Genomic DNA, 2527 nt, shown 5'->3' with positions numbered 1-2527 from the left:
CGAGATAGTAATTCTTTAATTTTTATCATTATTCTTTTAAACTTTTCTTCGTCCTTCCGCCTGGCTAAAGCTAATACCGTCCGGGCTATGAGGTATTCGTCTTTAAGAAGAAAAAATGATATAAATAGCACTGCAAAAACCGCCACTAATAAGCTTCCTATATTTCCGAAAACAGTTCCTATAAAGCCTGGAATCATGTCGAGGCCGAAATTTTGAACATATTCGGTTTGTTTAACAGCTTCAATTAGTTGAAAGTGGTTTACGCCAAGGTAGTCACTAGCTTGTATATTTAGTTCGTTTAGGTCGCGTTTAACTTGTTCAAAATCAATTTTTGAAATGTGTTTTCCTTGTTTTACAAGTACAGGAATAAAAATACTTCCAAGCAGTGTGAGTATGGATACAATTAGTAAAAGCGTTAAAATAGAAGAGAATACGTTTCCTAATTTTAAACGCCGTTTAAGGAACACCATTAGTGGTCGACCAATTAGGGAGACTACAAATGCTAGGCCTAGAAAAAGAATAAGAGCTTGGATTTTATAGAGAAACCAAAACAAAAACAAAACACCAGCTACTATAGCTATTGCTTTTAGAATTCCATAAGTTATTGATTCGGCGGTGCTTTTCACTTCGTAAATATACTGTATTCAGTTATTAAGAAAAATCAAATTATTGTTAACGTGAATAAGAAGTTATTTTCTTCAATTTCAGTTTTCAAAAACGTATTTTATAATATTAGCTCCCATTTGTAAGGCTTTTAATCTCACTTCTGGAGGGTCATTGTGAATCTCTTGATTTTCCCATCCATTTCCTAAATCAGATTCATAAGTGTATAGTAAAACTAATCTGTCTTCTTCAAATACCCCAAATGCTTGTGGCGGCAGACCGTCGTGTTCATGAATTTTTGGAAGACCATTAGGGAACTTATAGTGAATGCTAAAGATTGGATGATTGCCAGGAAGTTCTTTTAGCTCTTTGTTTGGAAAAACTCTTGCAATTTCTTTCCGAACGTATTGGTCCATTCCGTAGTTGTCATCTATATGAAGAAATCCGCCACTGATCAAATACTTGTTTAAATTTTCGGCTTCTTCAGGTGTGAAATATACGTTTCCATGACCTGTCATGTGTATAAAAGGATAGTCAAATATATCAACACTTCCAGGCGTTACGGTTTCAGGTTTTTCATTTATGGCGGTATCAATATTTTGATTGCAGAAACTAATTAGGTTTGGGAGTGAAGTAGGGTTTGAATACCAGTCACCACCGCCACCATACTTAAGAACGGCAATTTCTTGGGAAAGAGTACTTCCGAAAGTAAACAATAAAAAAATCGAAAATAATATTTGACGCATAGGCTTCAAAAATACAAAATCAGAAAGGATATAATTCAATAATTAATTTTGAAACAACTATTTCTATTTTATTGAGATCTAGTTGTTTAATAAGAAAGTGGTTAGATTGTAAATTATTCGTGATTGATAAACGCCACGCTATGGCAAGCTACTACCGCTGCAGTTTCAGTTCGTAAGCGTGTATTGCCAAGACTAACGGGTATAAATCCTGATTTTAAGGCGAGCTCAATCTCTTCGGGAGAAAAATCTCCTTCTGGTCCAATTAGAATAGTAATCTTAGTATTAGGTTTTAAAACAGATTTCAAAGAGTTTTTGTCATTTTCTTCGCAATGAGCAATACAGCATATTCCATCGTTCGAACTAGTAGATTCAATAAAGTTCTTTAGTGAAACTGCTTCATTTAAAACGGGAAGATGGGCTTTTAAAGATTGCTTTAATGCGCTTTGTATGATTTTCTGGTAGCGTTCAGGTTTTATAACTTTACGTTCGCTGTGGTCGCAAATAATGGGTGTGATTTCTGAGACACCAATTTCAGTTGCTTTTTCTAAAAACCACTCATATCGATCGTTCAATTTTGTTGGAGCTACAGCCAAATGTAAGTGATAGGGTAGTGGTTTAACTTTTTCTTCTTTTAAAATTTTAGCTATACATTGTTTTGGAGTGACTACACTTATTTCAGCATCGAAAAAAGACCCTGTTCCATTTGTGATTTTAAGAGTGTCGCCTTCTCTCATTCTAAGCACTTTTGTAATGTGGCGACTCTCGTCTTTGTCGAAGACTATATCTATTGAGTTTTCTGAAATATTAGGATTGTAAAAAAGCTGCATGATTCTTGTCTATTTGGGCGTGACTATTTGGGGTTTGATTTAAACTGAAGTTTTTATCGACGCCAGTTTTTTTGTTTTTCTCCTTAAAACTTCATCCGTGCTGAAGCAACCGTATTGAAGTCTGCAAAATCTCTTTCCTTGTATTTCAATTCTCCAACAATAGCAATCATAGCAGCGTTGTCTGTGCAAAACTCAAATTTAGGGACATGTGTTTTCCAACCATATTTTTGCTCGGCATCTTGAAGAGCTTTCCTAATTCCACTGTTTGCCGAAACACCACCGCCAATAGCAATTTCTTTTATTCCAGTCTTTTTGACTGCGTTTTTCAGTTTGTCCATTAAGTATTCGACA

At 35.0% G+C, this 2527-nt stretch carries 3 protein-coding genes and 1 pseudogene; all 4 read right to left on the bottom strand.

The features are described 5' to 3' along the window. Nucleotides 1-626 (bottom strand): AI-2E family transporter (locus VKY41_RS02805; RefSeq protein ID WP_500812916.1); only part of this gene is annotated, 626 nt, incomplete at its 3' end. A gap of 78 nt (nt 627-704) precedes the next feature. Then, nucleotides 705-1349 (bottom strand): DUF4159 domain-containing protein, encoded by a 645-nt coding sequence (locus VKY41_RS02800; RefSeq protein ID WP_500812915.1) that lies wholly within the window; start codon nt 1347-1349, stop codon nt 705-707. 113 nt (nt 1350-1462) lie between these two features. Further along, nucleotides 1463-2176, bottom strand: coding sequence for a 16S rRNA (uracil(1498)-N(3))-methyltransferase (locus VKY41_RS02795; protein WP_500812914.1), 714 nt, complete (start codon nt 2174-2176; stop codon nt 1463-1465). A gap of 83 nt (nt 2177-2259) precedes the next feature. Next, a pseudogene (locus VKY41_RS02790) lies at nt 2260-2527 on the bottom strand (tRNA (adenosine(37)-N6)-threonylcarbamoyltransferase complex transferase subunit TsaD); the annotation flags it as partial.

Source organism: Xanthomarina sp., assembly GCF_035306605.1.
Taxonomy (GTDB): domain Bacteria; phylum Bacteroidota; class Bacteroidia; order Flavobacteriales; family Flavobacteriaceae; genus Xanthomarina.
The sequence above is the reverse complement of the archived record's forward strand: the minus strand, read 5'-3'. Positions and strand labels throughout refer to the sequence as shown.